Source organism: Agrobacterium sp. GW821-FHT14E08 (genome assembly GCF_058803865.1).
Window position 1 is genome coordinate 653,403 of the sequence record NZ_JBXAPJ010000003.1, and the last position, 18,841, is coordinate 672,243.

The following is an 18,841-nucleotide window of genomic DNA, read 5'->3' on the forward strand; positions in this document are numbered from 1 at the left end:
GTAAGAATTCCGGGTGGGGAAAAGAACGGAAAATTTCGGGATGAACAAGGCCATCACGATCATTGTCTGGTTGCTTGTGTCGCTTTGCGTTCTGGCCATCATCACGATGCCGATCAGCCTGCAGACGCATCTGGTCGCCACGGCGATCTCGCTTGTCCTTCTTGCCACGATCAAGAGTTTCAACGGGCAGGGGGCCTGGCGTCTTGTGGCGCTCGGTTTCGGCACGGCCATCGTGCTGCGTTACGTCTACTGGCGCACCACCAGCACCCTGCCGCCCGTCAACCAGCTCGAGAACTTCATTCCGGGCTTTCTGCTTTATCTCGCTGAAATGTACAGTGTCGTGATGCTGGGGCTCAGCCTCGTCATCGTCTCGATGCCGCTGCCTTCGCGCAAGACCCGGCCCGGCTCGCCCGATTATAGGCCAACGGTCGATGTTTTCGTTCCGAGTTACAACGAGGATGCGGAGCTTCTGGCCAATACGCTGGCGGCGGCCAAGAACATGGATTATCCGGCCGACAGGTTCACCGTATGGCTGCTGGACGATGGCGGTTCGGTGCAGAAGCGCAATGCCAGCAATATTGTCGAGGCGCAGGCCGCGCAGCGCCGCCACGAGGAGCTGAAGAAGCTCTGCGAGGATCTCGACGTGCGTTATCTGACGCGTGAGCGCAATGTCCACGCCAAGGCCGGAAACCTCAATAACGGTCTCGCCCACTCGACCGGGGAGCTGGTGACGGTGTTCGATGCCGACCATGCACCCGCCCGTGATTTCCTGCTGGAAACGGTGGGTTATTTCGAAGAGGACCCTCGGCTCTTTCTCGTCCAGACACCGCATTTCTTCGTCAATCCCGATCCCATCGAGCGCAATCTGCGCACCTTCGAGACGATGCCGAGCGAAAACGAGATGTTCTACGGCATCATCCAGCGCGGCCTCGACAAGTGGAACGGCGCATTCTTCTGCGGTTCCGCCGCCTTGCTGCGGCGTGAGGCGCTGCAGGATACCGAAGGCTTCAGCGGTGTCAGCATCACCGAGGATTGCGAAACGGCGCTGGCGCTGCATTCGCGCGGCTGGAACAGCATCTATGTCGACAAGCCGCTGATCGCCGGGCTGCAACCGGCCACTTTTGCAAGCTTCATCGGCCAGCGCAGCCGTTGGGCGCAGGGCATGATGCAGATTCTGATTTTCCGCCAGCCGCTCTTCCGGCGCGGCCTCTCCTTCACACAACGTCTCTGCTACATGTCATCGACGCTGTTCTGGCTGTTCCCGTTTCCGCGCACGATCTTTCTGTTCGCGCCGTTGTTCTACCTGTTCTTCGATCTTCAGATTTTCGTTGCCTCGGGTGGCGAGTTCCTTGCCTATACCGCCGCCTATATGCTCGTGAACCTGATGATGCAGAACTATCTCTATGGCAGCTTCCGCTGGCCGTGGATTTCGGAACTTTACGAATATGTCCAGACGGTTCACCTTCTGCCCGCCGTCGTTTCGGTGATCTTCAATCCGGGCAAGCCGACCTTCAAGGTGACGGCAAAGGACGAATCCATCGCAGAGGCACGGCTTTCGGAAATCAGCCGCCCGTTCTTCGTCATTTTTGCGCTTCTGGTCGTGGCCATGGCCTTTGCCGCCTGGCGCATCTACAGCGAGCCCTACAAGGCGGATGTCACGCTTGTCGTCGGCGGCTGGAACCTGCTCAACCTCATCTTTGCAGGCTGTGCGCTCGGCGTCGTCTCGGAGCGCGGCGACAAATCGGCGTCGCGCCGCATCACCGTCAAGCGGCGCTGTGAGGTCAAGCTTGAGGGTAGCGAGGCATGGGTGCCGGCTTCCATCGAGAACGTCTCGGTGCATGGCCTGCTGATCAATCTGTTCGACAATTCTACCGCAATCGAAAAGAACACGACAGCGATCGTGAAGGTCAAACCCCATAGCGAGGGCGTACCGGAAACCATGCCCATCAATGTCGTCCGGACAGTTCGCGGCGAAGGGTTCGTTTCAATCGGCTGCACTTTCTCGCCGCAGCGCGCCGTCGATCATCGCCTGATCGCCGACCTCATCTTTGCCAATTCCGAACAGTGGAGCGAGTTCCAGCGCGTGCGCCGCAAGAACCCCGGCCTTATTCGCGGCACGGCGATCTTCCTGGCGATTTCACTCTTCCAGACGCAGCGCGGCCTTTTTTATCTGGCCAAGGCACTCCGGCCAGCCTCCAAAACCGTCAAACCTGTCGGAGCCGCGAAATGACCGGCCGCAAAACGATCAGGAGTTCGCTGGCAGTGCTGATGTGGGGAGCCGCTGCAACCGGTGCTGTGGCGCAGTCCTCACCTTTCGACATGTCGCCCGAAAGGCCGTCCCAGACCACGCCGGCACCCGTGCCGCCGCCCGCCATACCTCCGTCAGCACCTCGCCAGCAAGCTCCGGCTCAGATCCCGCCGCCGCCGCAGGTTCAGCCGTCACAAGCGCAACCGCCACAGCGCCCGGCTGCCGTTCCCCCGGCACCTTTGCCTCCCGTCACGGTCCCTGCGCGTCAGGAAAGTGCAAGGCCTGCACCGGCCCAGGCGTCGTCATTGGCCGCCGACAGCCGCCGCCGTTATATATTGCCCTACGAAAAGCTCAGCCTTTCCGGTGAGATAGACAGGCGGCAATGGAGTATCTACCTCACTCCGGAGCAGGTGAATGCCGCCGTTGCGCTGAATATCGGTTATCAGAACGCCATTGTGGTCGCACCTGAAAGTTCGAATTTTCAGGTCAGCCTGAACAATGTTTCACTCGATGCCGCGCGTATCGAAGCGCCCGACAGCGAAGGCAATGTTTCGCTCAAAATTCCGCCCGGCGTCTTGCAGGTTGGGGCGAATGTCGTGACGCTTGGCGTGCAGCAGCGCCACAGGACCGATTGCACAATCCAGTCCACCTACGATCTGTGGACCGATGTCGATCCGGCGAGCACCTATATCGCCTTCAATGCCGATGTCGCCGGCAACTTTGCCAATATAGACGATATTCAGGCAACCGGGCCGGATGGCAAGGCGGCAACCTCAATCGAGATCGTCGCGCCGGGGCTTGGCAATCCGGCATTTGCGGATTCGCTCCTGCGGCTCTCGCAGGCTCTGGCGCTCAGAACCCAGATGCCGAACCAGACGATCCGTTTCGTTTCTGCGCCGTCCACCGAACCAAGGGCTGGAACGCTGGTGGTCCTCGTCGGCACCGCGCGTGAGATTGAGGGCCTTTCCAGCGCACTGCCGCCCGAGGCATCGGCGGGCACCTTTGCCGGTTTCGGCAGTGCCGCGCCGGGTGGCCTCTCTCCGCTCTTCGTCAGCGGCCCGACCACGCAGGCGGTGCAGGCGGCGATAGAAACGCTGTTTTCGTCCATTTCGCGCACGCCCGGTGCGCAGAGAACGACCTTTTCGACCCGCAGCTGGCACGCGCCGGATGTCCCGCTCATCATGTCGGACCGCCGCATCGCTCTTTCCGAGCTGGGTATAGAGAGCGCTGAATTTAGCGGACGGCGTTTCCGCAACGAGTTCTACATCGGCATGCCTGCCGATTTTTATGCCTCTGCCTATGGCGAGGCGTCCCTGCTGCTCGATGCCGCTTATTCGTCGCAGGTATTGCCCGGCAGCCATATCGACATCTACGTCAATGACGAGATCGCCTCGACGGTGCCGATTTCCAACAATGGCGGCGGTATTTTCCGGCATTTGCCCATCAAGGTGACGATGCGGCATTTCAAGCCGGGTCCGAACAAGGTGACCATCGAGGCCGTTTTGATGACTGCGCAGGATCAGGCCTGTGCGCCCGGCGCACCGGCCAGCGCGACCCCGCGCTTTGCGCTGTTCGATACTTCGGAAATCCAGGTGCCGGATTTCGCGCGGATCGGCCGCAAGCCGGATCTGGCGGCGATGGCGGGTGCCGGGCAGCCCTACAGGGCGGCCGGAGGCCCTGTCGCCCTGTCGCTCGATCGTTTCGATACCGATACGATGTCGGCGGCCGCGACGCTCATCAGCCGGCTTGCAAGTGTGTCCGGGCATCCGATCAATGTCGAAACCGTCGCCTCGCCGCTGGTGATCGGTGATCGCGACGCCCTGTTCGTCGGAACGATTTCTCAAATTCCGCAGGCGCTGATCAGCCAGTTCAATCTCGTTCCTTCCAGCCAGATATCCTGGAAGATCGGGACCGGCGTTCAGCCGCCCGCCCAAAACAGCGATACCCTCTTCAACGACTGGCGCGAGCGGGTGGATGGCGGCGTCTGGGAGGGACAGGTCTCCTCCCTGGAGGAGTGGATGAAGCGGAATTTCGACCTCAGTTCGGATACGCTGCGTTTCCTGCCTGCACCAGAGCAGCCTTATGCACCGCCCGGAAATGTCTCCTTCATGATGGCACAGGGCCTCAGCCCTTCCGGTGAAGGGGTCTGGACACTTGCCACGGCGCCAACGTCGGCGGAGCTTCGGGACGGCATGACGGCGATGGTGCGGGAAAACCATTGGCGAGACGTTACCGGACGGGTCGCCGCTTACGACGCCACGGCCGAAAAGATCGAGACGGTGGAGGTTGAGAGGCCGTATTTTTATACGACACGGGATTTCTCTCTCTCCAACTGGAGGCTGATTGCCGCAAACTGGCTGTCCTCCAACGTGCTTTCCTATTCGCTGGCGTTTATCGGTTTCGTGTCGCTTCTGGGCCTCGCCACCTTCGTGATGCTGCGTTTGATGGGGCGACATCGATGACATCAGGGGTTTTGAGATTTGTCGGCATTTTTTGTCTTTCGCTGATGGCGCTCACCGCAAACATCTCCGGCAGCCGCGCCGCATCGGTCTCGCCAGAGGCATGGGCGGCCTATAAAGGCGTGTTCCTTGATCCCGGCGGGCGTATCATCGACACAGGCAACGGCAATATCAGCCACAGCGAAGGGCAGGGCTATGGCATGTGGCTTGCTGTTCTTTCCGATAATCTTGCCGATTTCGAGCTGATCTGGAGTTTCACCCGCACCGAACTGCTCGTGCGCGATGACGGGCTTTCGGCGTGGAAATGGGATCCCCGTACCAGACCGCATGTGACTGATATCAACAACGCCACGGATGGCGACATTCTGATCGCTTACGCGCTGGCGCTGGCCGCCGGACAATGGAACCGGCAGGACTATGCCGAGGCCTCGGCAGCCATTGCATCCGCCATCCTGAAGAAGACCGTCGTGCAGCGCAGCGGTAGGACGTTGCTTTTGCCGGCCGCCAGCGGTTTTGGTGAGAATGATCGGGATGACGGGCCGGTGGTCAATCCCTCCTATCTGATCTTCGAGGCCTTTCCGGTCCTTAATCTCGTCGCGCCATCGCCGCTCTGGAAGGCCCTTGCCGATGATGGGGCGGCGCAGATTGGCGCATTCGCCTTCAGCGATAAAAAACTGCCGGCTGACTGGGTGTCGGTGAAGACCAAACCGCAGCCGGCCTCGGGTTTTCCGGCAGAGTTCGGCTATAATGCGGTGCGGATACCACTTTATCTTTCGAGGGCAAAAATGGGCTCGCCGGAACTGCTTGCCCGGTTGAAAGGCGGCATGACACTGGAAAGCGGTGCAGCCGGGACCTTCGATCTCAAGAACGGCACGGTCAAGGACGTGCTGTCAGATCCCGGTTATCGCATCATTCCGGCGCTGGCAGCCTGTGCGGCGGGCGGCGCGAGCGTTCCCGCTGAACTGAAGAGCTTCCAGCCAACGCTTTATTATCCTTCTACATTGCATCTTCTGGCATTGTCGTTTCTGGCAAGGAATAACGGGGAATGCCGATGAACAAGCCTCTGTCGACCTCGGCTCTCATCCTGCTTCTGATTGCGCTTGCCGCCTTCCACTGGCGTGACAGCATTCTCGGGCGGGTGTCGGATGTGCATACTTCGGCGGTCGGTGACAATCGTGCGGTGCCGCGCATATCGCCGGCGACGGCCAATCCTGCGCAGATCAATGCTTTCCTCCAGAACCGCGAAATGGCGCAGGTAACGCAGCCTGCGACGCCACCGGTCACGGTGCCCGCGACTGACCCGCAGCCGATGGTGCAGACTGAGACCCGCGGACAGACATCGCAGCCACAAACGGCGCAGGTGCCGGCACCGCGAGCGACCCAGCCGGCAGCACCCGATATGCCTGATGTCGATCTCAGTGCGCTGCGCTATTTCGCGGCTAAGGGCGATACCCAGCGCCTTCAGGCTGAAATTGCCCGCCTTCGCACGCTTTATCCCAACTGGACGCCGCCTGCCGATCCGCTCGCCATTCCTGAGAACGGCGATCCGCAGCTTGATGCCATGTGGCAGCTTTATACCGACGGCCGTTATGCCGAAGTACGGAAAGCGATTGCCGACCGGCAGCAGACGGAGCCCGGCTGGCAACCGCCCGACAATCTGACGGGCATGCTTTCGCTTGCCGAAGCCCGCCAGCGCCTCGTCAACGCTTCCGATCTCAAGCAATATGCGACGGTTGTGGACGCGGCCGCCAACAATCCCGGCCTGCTCACCTGCAGCGAGGTGGATGTGCTGTGGCGTGTTGCCGATGCTTTTGCCAATACCGACCGGATGGGACGGGCGCGGGACGCCTATCTTTACATTCTCAGCAATTGCACGGTGCCAAGCGACCGGCTCGCCACGGTGCAGAAGGCATCAGCGCTTCTGCCATCGCAGATGATGGACGAGTTGCTGGCCAAGGAAAAACCCGGTGTGGACGGTCAGCTGGAATTCGAGCCGGTCAAGAATGATCTCGCCCGCCAGTTCGTGGCAAAGGCGGGGGAGAAAGAGGGCATTTCCGTTCCCTCCGCTTACCTGATGCGGCTCGAAAGGCTTGCGGAGACAGACAAGCTTGCAAGCGATGCCCTGTTGCTCGGCTGGTACAATATCCGTCAGAAGAACATGACGGAGGCGGAAAAGTGGTTCCGCAAGGCACGTGAAGAGGAAGACGGCGCATCGGCCTCGCAGGGGCTGGCGCTTGCGCTGATTGACCGCAACGAGCCGCGTGAGGCCGAAGACGTCATGTATAAATGGCGTAATGCATCCGATGATGCGCTTGCGACCTATCTTGCCGCGACCGCCAATCTTCTGGCGCTTGAGCCGCCTGTCGTGTTGCCGCCGGACGTGTTGCAGCGCATCGCAGCGGAAACGATGACCCGCAAGGATGCCGCGACCGCGCAGCAATTCGGCTGGTATTCGCTTGCCTTCCGGCAAACGCAGCTTGCGTTGCAATGGTTCGGCACGGCGCTTGGCTGGAAAGCGGATGATGAGCCTTCGGCCTATGGCATGGCGGTCAGCTATCACGATCTGCGCAATCTCGCCGGGCTGCGCGGCATCCAGCAGCAATGGGCAAGCCGGTCACAACGCATTGCCGATGTCGGAACGGCACGCATGGTGGACCAATCCATGCAGCCGATTGCACCCGCTACCGCGCCGCCTGCCACCGCCGCGTCTCAGGCAACAACGTCCGCGCCCTATACGCCTCAGGCAGCAGAGACGGTGGTGGCTTACAGCCAGCCGCCTGTAGTCCAGCAGCCAGCCCCGGAACCCTCGCGCAAGCAGGCGCGCCTGCCGTCGCAGACGCAAAGGACGAGCAGTGCCGCCTCGCGCCCACGTTCCTGCGCCGTCTATCCCGATCCGCAGCGCCTGCCGGCGCAGCAGGCGCTTGATCTCGGCTGGTGCCTGATGGAAACGAACCGTCCGGCAGAGGCCCTGAAGGCCTTCGAATCCGCCATTGCAAGCGGTCAGTCCACAGTGAAAAGCGATGCGGCCTATGGTCAGAGCCTTGCCTATCTGCGCATGGGGCTGACGGACCATGCTGCCGTTTCGGCGACGAAATCCCAGATGGAGCGTCCACGGGCGACGGAATTGCAGGTCTCGATCCTGGCCGACAGGGCGGTTTCAGCCTTCCAGTCGAAACGTTATGCGGAAACGCTTCTCCTGCTCGATCAACGGGCGCGGCTTGCCGATGAACGAACCGATTTGATGGTGCTGCGCGGATATTCCTACCTTGCCATGCGCCGCTATGCCGACGCTGCGCAGATTTTCGAAAGCCTGACGTCCATCGGCGATAAGGAAGGCATCAGGGGACTGGCTGCGGTCCGCGCCGCCAGACCCAGCAATGGGCCGCAGGGCGGCGGCTGACGGCGGCGGCTAAAGAGTGGCCGCTGCTTATCCCGCGTCGGTGAGATTGCGAATGATGCGCATGAAGATGCGTGCGCCGATATCGATCAGCCCGTCCGGAAAGTCATAGTCGGGATTGTGCAGGTTAGGATAGTCCCTGCCAGCGCCCAAGAAAAACATTGCCGATGACGAGACGGCGCGGAAGCGGCCGAAATCCTCCGAAGCCCGCATGGGCAGACCTTCCGAGCTGCTTGAAACTTTCTCCTCCACCAGCGCCTGCAGGATATGGGCGACGGCTTCCGGTGCATTCTCGCAATGCAGGAAAATATCGTCATAGCTGATGTCGAGGGTCAGTTGCTGTTCATCCGCGATCTTCTTCGCCAGCAATTCCGCGTCCGCGCAAAGCTTTTCCATTCGGTCGTCGGTCAGCGTCCTGAGCGTCGCCCAGATTTCCGCATCAGCCGGGGAAATGCCGAAGGCGGCCTCGCCCATGGCGGCGTGGGTGATCGTCACCATCGAAAAATCGGGCTGCGGCGGGAAACCGAAACCGAGATCGGTCAAAGCCGGCATCAGTTCTGATATTGCCCGCATCGGCGAGACGCCGTGCTCCGGGGAGGAGGCGTGCGCGGTCTTGCCGGAAAGACGGATCTTGATGCCGCGCGAGGCGCAGTTGACCGGCCCTTCCACCACGCTGACATGCCCGAATGGCAGGCCGGGAAGATTGTGCAACGAGAAAGAATAATCCGGCTTTATCGCGCCAAATCGCGGATCGGCGATAACAGCCGCCGCCCCCGCACCGGTTTCTTCCGCCGGCTGGTAAAGCAGGATGACGCTGCCGGTCTCAGGGCGTTTTCTGGAAAGGCCGAGCGCCAGCGCTGTCAGAATGGTTGAATGGCCGTCATGGCCGCAAAGATGGCCCTTGCCATCGGTGCCTGAGCGGTATTCGGCCTCGCTTTTTTCGTGAACGGGCAGCGCGTCGAGTTCCGAGCGGATGAGGATCGCCGGACCGCTTTTTCCGCTGTCATAGACCGCTGCCATGCCGTGGCCGCCGAGATCGGCAAGAATCCGGTCCGGTTTTGCCTTCGCAAGGAAATCGCGGATGCGCCGCGCCGTTTCCTTCTCCTCGCCGGAAATTTCCGGATGACGGTGCAGATCATGACGCAGCTCGATGAGGTCGAGCATATCCCTGTTGGTCAGAAACATATAAAATCCTTGCAAGTCGTCCGGCCGGTTTTGCCTGCCGCAACTTACAGATCATTCCGTTCAATGCAAAACCTTTGGCGGGTGCCAGCGCTTGCCCGTCGTTTTCGGTTTGGCGGCAAGCGTGATGACATCGGCAGGGATTGTAGCCTTCGCTTTCGGCAGATCCAGCCGGGCAAGGGCTGCGCGCGCCTTTTGCGCATATTCCAGATGTGTCGCGTCATCCGAATGGTAGTGTTGCAGCCTGTCGAGGATTTCCGCGCCTTCCACCGTCCTTTCGGCGGCGATGAGGGCGACGGCGCATTTATAGAGCGCCTCGCGATGGAAGGGGGCGCGATTGGTCACCTGACGGAAGGCCTCGGAAGCCTCATTATATTGCTGTTGCGCGAGCCGCGTTTCGCCGATGCGCATCCACAAAAGAACAGGGTCCTGACCGCTGCCGAGAAGCCCGAGGAATGCGATTTCCGCTTCCCGGAAGTCGCCGCGGTCAAATGTCAGGTTGGCCAGTCCGAATTGCGCGCCGATATGATCGGGCGCTGCCGCCAGCACCTGGGAAAAGGCGATATTGGCGGCCGCCTTCTTGCCCATCTTGTAAAGCTTGAGGCCCTCCTGATAGACGAAGCGTATGCTGCGCGGGTGGAGCGTGCCACCGAGGTTATCGCCGGAGCGGGTGCGGAAAAGCGTGCAGCTTAGCCTGTGCTCCTCCGGTCCGAAGAAATATTTATATGGCTCGTTGCCGCGCAGGAAATCATAGGTCTTGAAACCCTGCTCGATCGCCCTGCGGATGCAGTGCCCGTGCAGCACCAGCCCGGGTGAGGGGGTCTTCCAGTTCTCGTCGCGACCGGTGATGTAGAACAGAACCGACATTTTCTGTCGGTCGATGATGTTGGCCAGCGCCCCGAGCGGCTGGTCGCCGAACCAGAGGACCGGCACTTCCAGATCGCCGCGAATATAGACATCCATCAGCATCTGCCGCGTTGCGCCGATCAGCAGTTCCGTGCGTTCCTTGCCCTTGTGCGGCGCCCAGCGGATACGCCAGAAATCAAACAGGATGTCCATGTCCCGCTTGATCGTATCCCGCGTTGCGAAGGTGATGCGATATTCGTCGCCGCCCTCCACCTTCCTCATGAAACGACGCAGCTTTTGACGGGTCTGGCTGCTCATGTGGCTGTCGAGATAGCCGTCAAACGTGTCTGGAAGGGCCACGACCGGGCAGATGCAATTGTTGATGTTGTAGGGGTTGGTCGGCATGTTGTCTCGGAACATGACAAGCGGCCCCTGAAGCGCGCGGATCATCGCGTCGCGCCGCTCCGGTGGACCGGAGAGATAGTCCAGTTTGAGTTCGGTCCAGTTCTGTTGCCGAATATAGGAACAGAAACCGGCAACCGCTTGATTTTCATATTCCGGCAGGGTGATGAAGCCGGTGTAATCCGCCGCCGCATTGCCGGCCATGACGATGCTGTCGTGGAAGCGTCCGGTTTTCTTGTCCGGTTCGGTGACGATGCGCAGCGGAAAAAATGCGACATAGGGCGATCCTTCCGGGCGTTCCCTGAGCGCCAGGATGAACCATCGTTTACGGCGCGGCATGTAATCCCGCAGCCAGCCCCAGGACAGGAAATGCCGGGAATGGGGATCGGCCATGAACACCGCTTCCCAGTTTGGCCGGATCGCCTCGAAGCCGGCGTCCGTGTCGATGATGTCGATACGCATTCTTGCCCCCTCCCAATACTGATCACACATTCGGGAGGTTTCATTTTATGGGCAAATGGCTGGCTTCAAATATTCCCTTCGGGTGAAAGGCCTGCATCAAATGGGATTAGCCCGTCGCTCGTCTTCCAACGTTCTGCCGCGACAAAAAAGCCCTTGTTCGTCGATTGTAACTCTCTAACATGCGGGCTGAATGCACGCCCGGCTCAACGGTCCGCATGGCACAGGAGTTCTCATATGGCTGTTCCTTATATGCTTCTGACCGGCGCCAGCCGCGGAATAGGGCATGCCACCGTCAAATTGTTTCAGGAAAAAGGCTGGAGAATCCTTACCGTATCGCGGCAACCCTTTTCGGAGGAGTGCCGCTGGCCTTCGGCGCGGGAGAGCCATATCCAGGCCGATCTCGAGGACCTCTCCCGCATCGACCAACTGGCAGATGAAGTGCGCTCGCGCCTGCCGGAGGGAAAGCTTGCCGCTCTCGTCAACAATGCGGGCATCTCGCCAAAGGGCGAAGGCGGAAGCCGTCTTGGCGTTGCCGATACCACGGCCGACATCTGGACACGGGTGCTCAACGTCAATCTTGTCTCGACGGCGCTGCTTGCCCGCGCGCTTCTGCCGGAACTGGAGGCGGCGAAGGGTTGTATCGTCAACGTCACATCCATCGTCGGCTCGCGGGTGCACCCTTTTGCCGGCGTGGCCTATGCGACATCGAAGGCGGCGCTCGCGGCCTTGACGCGGGAGCTGGCGCATGAATTCGGCCCGCGTGGCGTGCGCGCCAACGCCATCGCACCCGGCGAAATCAACACCGCGATCCTTTCTCCGGGAACCGCCGAACTGGTGGAGGCGCAGGTGCCGCTCGGACGGCTCGGCACCACGGCCGAGGTGGCGCAGACCATCCATTTTCTCTGCTCGGAGCAGTCGAGCTATATCAACGGCGCGGAAATTCACATCAATGGCGGCCAGCACGTCTGACGCTTCAGCCCATCCAACCGAAACGGAGCCCTCACCCATGACCATTCTGCCGAATTCCGTCGAGGCACGCGATATCGCCTACCAGATGCATCCGAACGTCAACCTGCGCAAATTCGAGAAGACCGGCGGTCTGGTGATCGAAAGCGGCGACGGTATCTATGTGACTGATAGCAGCGGTAAGCGCTATATCGAGGCAATGGCGGGGCTGTGGTCGGTGGCGCTCGGTTTCGGCGAACAGCGGCTGGTGGACGCGGCGACAAAGCAGATGCAGAAGCTGCCCTATTACCACACCTTCTCCTACAAGACGCACGGCCCGTCCGTCGATCTTGCCGAGTTGCTGATCGAGCTTTCGCCGGTGCCGATGTCGAAGGTGCATTTCACCTCTTCGGGGTCCGAGGCCAACGATCTTGTCGCCAAGATGGTGTGGTATCGCTCCAATGCGCTTGGCAAAAGGGAGAAGAAGAAGATCATTGGCCGCATCAAGGGCTATCATGGCGTGACGATTGCTTCCGCATCGATCACCGGCCTGCCGCGCAACCACGAGAGCTTCGACCTGCCGCTGGACCGCATGCTGCATACCGCCTGCCCCTCCTATGTGCATTTCGGAAGGGACGGCGAAAGCGAGGCGGAGTTCACCGCACGCATCCTGAAAGAACTGGAGGACCTGATCCTCAGCGAAGGTCCCGAAACCATCGCAGCCTTCTGGGGTGAGCCGGTGATGGGTGCCGGCGGTGTTCTTCTGCCACCCGAAGGTTATTGGGAAGGCGTGCAGGCAATCCTGAAGAAATACGACATTCTGCTTGTCGTGGACGAGGTGATCTGTGGTTTTGGCCGCACGGGCAAGATGTTCGCCTGCGAGACCTATGGCATCAAGCCGGATGTGCTTGTCGTTTCCAAGCAGATATCCTCATCCTACATGCCGCTTTCGGCGATCATCATGAATGATAATTTTTACCAGCCGATCGCCGATGAGTCCGACCGCATCGGCTCCTTCGGCCATGGTTACACCGCCTCCGGCCACCCGGTTGCGACGGCCGTAGGGCTGGAGAACCTGAAGATCATTCAGGAGCGCGATCTGGTCGGCAATGTCGCCCGGCTGGAGGGCAGGTTCCTCGATCATCTGAAGGCGCTTGCCGATCACCCGCTGGTGCACTCCTCGCGCGGTGTCGGTCTTCTCGGCGCGCTGGAGATAAAGCCATGGGAAGGCACAAAGCCGGGCGATGCGACGCTCGCCATCGCCGCTGCCATCGAGGAAGAGGGTGTGATCACCCGCCCGATCGGCGAATCTATCTGCTTCTGCCCGCCGCTGATCATCACCGCCGAGCAGCTCGATGACCTGTTTGCCGGTGTGAAGCGTGGTCTGGACAAGGCTGCGTCGGCACGCACCTGATGACTTTGCGAATGTCCCGGCCGTTCATCCGGCCGGGCAGCGCTGTTCGCCCGCCTTATCCGCGATATGCCACAAGCACCGCGCCGCAGGCGATCAGCACTACGCCCAGCCAGTTGGGCAGCGACAGCCGTTCCCCCAGAAACAGAACCGCGAAGACGGCGACGAAGACGACGCTGAGCTTGTCGATGGGGGCGACGCGGGCGGCGTCGCCGATTTTCAGCGCCCGGAAATAACATATCCACGAGGCGCCGGTCGCCAGACCCGAAAGCACGAGAAAAATCCACGTCCGTGCCGAAAGGGTGGAGGGCTGCTGCCAGTTGCCGGTCACATAAACCATCAGGCCGGCGGCGGCGAGGATGACGATGGTGCGGATGAAGGTGGCGAAATCGGAATTGACATTTTCGATGCCGACTTTCGCAAAAATCGCGGTCAATGCCGCGAAAGCCGCCGATAACAGCGCCCAGAATTGCCAGGCCAGAAACAGGTTCTTCATATGGGCCTACTCCGTTCTTCGCATTCGTTCTTCCTATTCGGCTCTACAGCATCGGAAAGCTTATAAAAACCGTTTTCAGTGCGCGGGAAGGCTTGAACGATGAAAGGCCGGAGCATCGATCCCGATGCGCCGGCCTTCATGCGAGAGCCTGCCCGGAAAACCGGGACAGGCCGGACCTTGGGAGGTCGTATTATTCGGCGGGCTGAACCGAAGCCGGAAGCTGATCCACATCGGCGATACCGGTGAATTCTTCCTTGCCGCTCAGGACGCGGGCAAGCTGGTCCTGATCCAGTTCGCCTTCCCAACGGGCAACGACGATGGTGGCGACCGCATTGCCGACGAAGTTGGTGAGGGCGCGGCATTCCGACATGAAGCGGTCGATGCCGAGGATCAGCGCCATGCCGGCGACCGGAACCGAAGGCACGACGGAGAGCGTTGCGGCGAGCGTGATGAAGCCCGCGCCGGTGATGCCGGCAGCACCCTTGGAGGAGAGCATGGCCACCAGCAGCAGCAGGATCTGTTCACCGAAGGACAGGTGGATGCCGGTCGCCTGCGCGATGAACAGAGCCGCCAGCGTCATGTAGATGTTGGTTCCGTCAAGGTTGAAGGAATAACCGGTGGGGATGACGAGGCCAACGACGGAGCGCTTGCAGCCGGCCTTTTCCATCTTGCTCATCAGGCCCGGCAGGGCGGCTTCGGAAGACGAGGTGCCGAGAACCAGAAGCAGTTCTTCCTTGATGTAGCGGATAAGCGCGACGATGGAGAAGCCGTTATAACGGCAGACGGCGCCGAGAACCACGAACACGAACAGGAAGGACGTGACGTAGAAGGTGCCGATCAGCATTGCGAGGTTGGTGACGGACGAGATGCCGTATTTGCCGATGGTAAACGCCATGGCGCCGAAAGCGCCGATGGGGGCGGCCTTCATCAGGATCGCGACCAGCTTGAAGATCGGATACATCAGGGCATGCATGAAATCGGTGACGGGCTTGCCCTTTTCACCAACGATGCCGAGCGCGATACCGAACAGAACCGAGAAGAACAGTACCTGCAGAATGTCACCGCTGGCGAATGCACCGACGATGGTGGTCGGGATGATGTTCATCAGGAAGCCGGTGATGGTCTGCTCATGAGCCTTGTCGGCGTAGGTCGCGACGGCCTTGGCATCCAGCGTGGAAGGATCGATGTTCATGCCGGCGCCAGGCTGCACGGTGTTGGCGACGATGAGGCCGACAATGAGCGCGAGCGTGGAGAAGACCAGGAAGTAGATCATGGCCTTGCCGGCCACGCGGCCCACCTTCTTCATGTCGTTCATGCCGGCAATGCCGGTTGCGACGGTGAGGAAGATGACGGGAGCGATGATCATCTTGACGAGACGGATGAAGCCGTCACCCAGTGGCTTCAGCTCTTCGCCGAAGGCAGGATAGAAATGGCCAAGCGCGATACCGGCGATAATGGCCACCAGAACCTGGAAATACAGGTGCTTGTAAAATGGCAGTTTGGCGTGGCCCGCGGCCACGGCTGTCGTATCGATCATGTTTTTTCCTCCTCGGCCTCACCCTGCCTTTATTGGCCTCCCGGGTTCGCCGTGACGTTGACGGCTTCGCGCCGATTGCGGAGTCATGTGCAATACGCATGCCAGACTTGCTTATTTGGTGTAACTGACTGATTTAAAAAGTAGTTTTAATTGGCACTTCGCTGGCTCACAGCCATTTGTGCGGAATTCCGGACAAAATCTCTTGCGGTCTGTGTGTAAATCCGCACAATCAATGCATGACTTATCAGGATCAGGCACCTCATTCCCAGGCGAAGCGGCGGGCGCAATGGCTGGCGTTGGCCGGCCTGTGGCTGCTTGTCAGTCTGGGTATCCTGCTGGTGGCCGATGAATTCGCGCGTAACCAGGCGATGCGTACCGCCGCGTCCGAGGCTTCCACGGATGCAGAGCTGAAAATTGCCCTTCTGAATGTCGCGCTGGAGAGGCCGCGCGCCATTCCGCTGGTGCTGTCGGGTGATCCTGATCTTGCGGCGGCGCTGGACGGCGGTGGCCCTGCCGCCCTCGACCGGTTGAACCGCAAGCTGGAAGGGCTGATCGAGGGCACGCAATCCTCTGTCATCTATGTGACCGGGCCGACCGGATTGACCATCGCTTCCAGCAACTGGCGGCAGGCGGATAGTTTCGTCGGCTCCAATTATGCGTTCCGCGAATATTTTCAGGCGGCGATGAATACCGGCATGTCCGAACATTATGCGCTCGGCAATGTCAGCCGCCGGCCGGGTCTTTACATCTCCCGCCGCATTGATGCCGCGGACGGGCGGCCGCTCGGTGTCGTCATCGCCAAGGTCGAGTTCAACCGTCTGGAGGCGGATTGGAATATTGGCGGCAAGCCGGTCTATGTGGTGGATAGAAACGGCGTTGTGCTGATGACCAGCGTACCGGAATGGCGCTTCAAAACCGTCGCACCCATTGACGAGGCGCGGCGGAAAACCATTTCCGAAAGCCTGCAATTCGGCAATGAGACGCTTTCATTATTGCCATTCCGGGCGGCCCGGTCGCCGCAGGATGGTGCCCCACTCATCCATGTTGACGAACCCGGCCGCGAGCGCGGCGATTATTTGCGGCTGGAAACGCCGGTACCGACGACCTCATGGACGCTGCATTATCTGCAACCCGTCGCACCGGCGCTGAATGCCGCCATCCGCGAGGGCCGGGTGGTGGCGCTGGCGACGCTGATGCCGCTGATGGCGCTTTCGGCCCTGTGGCTGTGGCGCAGGCACAAGGCGCTTAAGGAAAAGGAAGAGGAGCAGCGCGCCCGCACCGAGCTGGAAATGAAGGTGCAGGAGCGGACCCGCGACCTGACGAAGACCCGCGACCATCTGCAGGCTGAAATCGCCCTGCACGAAAAGACCACGGGTGAGTTGCGCAACGTGCAGCATGAATTGGTGCAGGCCAACCGCCTTTCCATTCTGGGGCAGGTGGCGGCCGGTGTGGCGCATGAGATCAATCAGCCGGTAGCGACCATCCGCGCCTTTGCCGACAATGCCCGCACCCTGCTCAAACGCGACCGCATGTCGGAGGCCATCGAAAACCTCGAAAACATCGCGGCGCTGACCGAGCGTATCGGCACGATTACCGGCGACCTGAAGATATTGGCCCGCAAGGGTCGCACCGCTGCTGAGCCTGTCAGTGTCAGACTGGTCATCGAAGGTGCGGTCATGCTGCTGCGCAGCCGTTTTTCCGGCCAGATGGATGCGCTGGATATCGTGTTGCCGGATCAGGAGCTGAAGGTGCTCGGCAGCCGTATCCGGCTGGAGCAGATCCTCATCAATCTTCTGCAAAATGCGCTGGAAGCCACTGAAGCAATTGACGCCGCCCGCGTGGAGGTGCGCGTGCGCGATGAAGGCGACATGGTCGTGCTTTCCGTCAGTGACAATGGTACGGGCATTCCAGAGGCCATCCGCGCGCAGCTTTTTTCACCCTTCAACACCTCCAAGGAAAGCGGCCTTGGCCTTGGCCTCGTCATATCAAACGATATTGCTTCGGACTATGGCGGGCGTATCGAGGTGGCGAGCGGCCCGGCGGGCACGTGTTTTTCCGTATATCTGAAGCGAGCATGACATGACGGTGGATGGAACCATATTCCTGGTGGACGACGATTCCCAGCTGCGCAAGGCGATGGTGCAGACGCTGGAACTCGACGGACTGCCGGTCACCTCCTTTTCCCGTGCCGAGCAGGCGCTGGCGGCCCTGAACGAGGATTTTGACGGCGTCGTCATCACTGATGTACGCATGCCCGGCATGACCGGGCTCGAATTTTTCGACCATGTCCGCAAGATCGATGCCGATCTTCCGGTCATTCTCATCACCGGCCATGGCGATGTGCCGATGGCGGTCGATGCGCTTCACAATGGCGCCTATGATTTCATCGCCAAGCCCTTTCCCGCCGAACGCATGGTGGAAAGCGCCCGCCGGGCGCTGGAAAAGCGCCGCCTCGTGCTGGAAAACCGGGCGCTTCGCCAGGCGGCGGGGCAGGCGGAGGATGATTTACCACTGATCGGCCAGACGCCCGCCATGGAGCGCCTGCGAACTACGCTGCGGCACATTGCCGATACGGATGTGGATGTGCTGGTGGCGGGCGAGACGGGCAGCGGCAAGGAAGTGGTGGCAACGGCGCTTCATCGCTGGAGCAAGAAACGCTCAAAGGGCAATTTCGTGGCGCTGAATTGCGGGGCGCTGCCGGAAACGGTGATCGAAAGCGAGCTTTTCGGCCATGAGCCGGGGGCTTTCACCGGCGCACAGAAAAAGCGCGTGGGCCGCATCGAACATTCCAGCGGCGGCACGCTGTTTCTGGACGAAATCGAGAGCATGCCGCTTGCCGTACAGGTGAAAATGCTGCGCGTTCTGGAAATGCGCGAGGTCTCGCCGCTTGGTTCAAATGAGGAGCGCCCGGTCGATATCCGCGTGGTGGCGGCGGCCAAGGTCGATCTTGGCGATCCTGCCGAACGCGGCACGTTTCGTGAGGATCTCTATTACAGGCTGAATGTGGTGACGCTGTCCATTCCGCCGCTGCGCGAACGCAAGGCGGATATTCCGCTCTTGTTTTCCCATTTCGTCACCAAGGCGGCCAACCGTTTCAACATGCCGGTGCCGCAGATCAGCGCCGGCATTTCCCGCCGCCTTAACGACCACGACTGGCCGGGCAATGTGCGCGAACTCGGGCATTTCGCCGAGAGGGTGGTGCTGGGGTTGGAGACGGAAACGGCGACCGCGCCCGCGTTGCAATCCACAATCCCCGCTTCCGGAACCCTGCCGGAGCGCATGGACGAGATCGAGGCGCGCATCATCCGCGAAACGCTGGAACAATCGAATGGCGACGTGGCGGAAACGATCGCGACGCTCGGCATTGCCCGCAAGACCTTTTACGACAAGCTGCAACGCCATGGCATCAACCGGGCGGATTATGTGAGAAGCGGCACGGCGTAAGACGGCGCGAAG

The 18,841-nt window shown here is 60.6% G+C and carries 12 protein-coding genes; 8 read left to right on the forward strand and 4 right to left on the reverse strand.

Features of this window, described 5'->3' with window-relative positions:
- Positions 1-40 precede the first annotated feature (40 nt).
- Genes bcsA through AC1ROR_RS15730 form a run of 4 tightly spaced genes read left to right on the forward strand, consistent with a single transcriptional unit; the run spans position 41 to position 8,107 of the window.
- Complete coding sequence (gene bcsA / locus AC1ROR_RS15715) at positions 41-2,230, forward strand: UDP-forming cellulose synthase catalytic subunit (RefSeq protein WP_498589959.1); 2,190 nt, start codon at positions 41-43, stop codon at positions 2,228-2,230.
- Positions 2,227-4,710 (forward strand): cellulose biosynthesis cyclic di-GMP-binding regulatory protein BcsB, encoded by a 2,484-nt coding sequence (locus AC1ROR_RS15720; protein ID WP_498589960.1) that lies wholly within the window; start codon positions 2,227-2,229, stop codon positions 4,708-4,710. Before bcsA ends, AC1ROR_RS15720 begins: the two co-directional genes overlap by 4 nt.
- A complete protein-coding gene (locus tag AC1ROR_RS15725) occupies positions 4,707-5,762 on the forward strand; it encodes a family 8 glycosyl hydrolase (RefSeq protein ID WP_498589961.1) in 1,056 nt (351 codons plus the stop codon). The genes AC1ROR_RS15720 and AC1ROR_RS15725 overlap by 4 nt, the downstream gene beginning before the upstream one ends.
- Entirely contained in the window at positions 5,753-8,107 is a 2,355-nt protein-coding gene (locus AC1ROR_RS15730; RefSeq protein ID WP_498589962.1) for a cellulose synthase, read from the forward strand. The genes AC1ROR_RS15725 and AC1ROR_RS15730 overlap by 10 nt, the downstream gene beginning before the upstream one ends.
- Before the next feature lie 27 nt (positions 8,108-8,134).
- On the opposite strand, the gene AC1ROR_RS15735 is transcribed toward AC1ROR_RS15730, so the two are convergent.
- Both AC1ROR_RS15735 and AC1ROR_RS15740 read right to left on the reverse strand, forming a co-directional pair.
- Positions 8,135-9,289 carry an amidohydrolase gene (locus tag AC1ROR_RS15735; RefSeq protein WP_498589963.1) on the reverse strand — a complete coding sequence of 385 codons (1,155 nt, stop codon included), beginning with the start codon at positions 9,287-9,289 and terminating at the stop codon, positions 8,135-8,137.
- Between the two features lie 60 nt (positions 9,290-9,349).
- Positions 9,350-10,996, reverse strand: a complete 1,647-nt coding sequence (locus tag AC1ROR_RS15740) for a GNAT family N-acetyltransferase (RefSeq protein ID WP_498589964.1) — start codon at positions 10,994-10,996, stop codon at positions 9,350-9,352.
- 234 nt (positions 10,997-11,230) lie between these two features.
- Here AC1ROR_RS15740 and AC1ROR_RS15745 point away from each other — a divergent pair, with 234 nt between their 5' ends.
- Together AC1ROR_RS15745 and AC1ROR_RS15750 are read left to right on the forward strand one after the other, a co-directional pair.
- Positions 11,231-11,965, forward strand: a complete 735-nt coding sequence (locus AC1ROR_RS15745; protein ID WP_035220888.1) for an SDR family NAD(P)-dependent oxidoreductase — start codon at positions 11,231-11,233, stop codon at positions 11,963-11,965.
- 37 nt (positions 11,966-12,002) lie between these two features.
- The gene (locus AC1ROR_RS15750; protein ID WP_498589965.1) at positions 12,003-13,355 is read left to right on the forward strand and encodes an aspartate aminotransferase family protein; all 1,353 of its coding nucleotides are present in this window, start codon (positions 12,003-12,005) and stop codon (positions 13,353-13,355) included.
- Positions 13,356-13,410: 55 nt separating this feature from the next.
- Here AC1ROR_RS15750 and AC1ROR_RS15755 read toward each other — a convergent pair whose 3' ends face one another.
- Entirely contained in the window at positions 13,411-13,848 is a 438-nt protein-coding gene (locus tag AC1ROR_RS15755) for an EamA family transporter (RefSeq protein ID WP_498589966.1), read from the reverse strand.
- 190 nt (positions 13,849-14,038) lie between these two features.
- Positions 14,039-15,385 carry a dicarboxylate/amino acid:cation symporter gene (locus AC1ROR_RS15760; protein WP_035220882.1) on the reverse strand — a complete coding sequence of 449 codons (1,347 nt, stop codon included), beginning with the start codon at positions 15,383-15,385 and terminating at the stop codon, positions 14,039-14,041.
- 236 nt (positions 15,386-15,621) lie between these two features.
- Between AC1ROR_RS15760 and AC1ROR_RS15765 the strand changes: the two genes are divergently transcribed.
- Both AC1ROR_RS15765 and AC1ROR_RS15770 read left to right on the forward strand, forming a co-directional pair.
- Positions 15,622-17,463 (forward strand): sensor histidine kinase, encoded by a 1,842-nt coding sequence (locus AC1ROR_RS15765; RefSeq protein ID WP_498589967.1) that lies wholly within the window; start codon positions 15,622-15,624, stop codon positions 17,461-17,463.
- 1 nt (position 17,464) lies between these two features.
- A complete protein-coding gene (locus AC1ROR_RS15770; RefSeq protein WP_498589968.1) occupies positions 17,465-18,829 on the forward strand; it encodes a sigma-54-dependent transcriptional regulator in 1,365 nt (454 codons plus the stop codon).
- Positions 18,830-18,841 lie beyond the last annotated feature (12 nt).